Annotated in this window: 1 pseudogene; it reads right to left on the reverse strand. The window is 64.3% G+C overall.

The window, feature by feature from the left end:
• Positions 1–350, reverse strand: a pseudogene (locus A6013_RS24830) (Gfo/Idh/MocA family oxidoreductase); the annotation flags it as partial.

The following is a 350-nucleotide window of genomic DNA, read 5'->3' on the forward strand; positions in this document are numbered from 1 at the left end:
GATCGCCGCAGACCTGCTCGATATCGCCCACCAGGTACTGAGCCATATTGACGATATGCGCCGCGAGGTCGCCCCGCGCGCCCCACCCGCCGCTCTCATTAAAGCAGTGCCAGTGGATGGGCGCCAGCGGGTCGGCCATGTAGTCTTCGTTGTGGGGGCCGTAGAAGTGGAGCACATCGCCTATCTCGCCGCGGGCGATAATCTCCTTCGCCACCTGCGCCGTCGGGTTCTTCATGTAGTTGAACCCCACCAGCGTTTTCACCCCGGCCCGATTCGCGGCGTCGACCCTCTCGCGCGCATCATGGGCGTTGAGCGCCAGAGGCTTCTCCGAGTAGACGTGCTTGCCGTGG

Source organism: Enterobacter sp. IF2SW-B1 (assembly GCF_001743375.1).
GTDB lineage: Bacteria > Pseudomonadota > Gammaproteobacteria > Enterobacterales > Enterobacteriaceae > Enterobacter > Enterobacter bugandensis.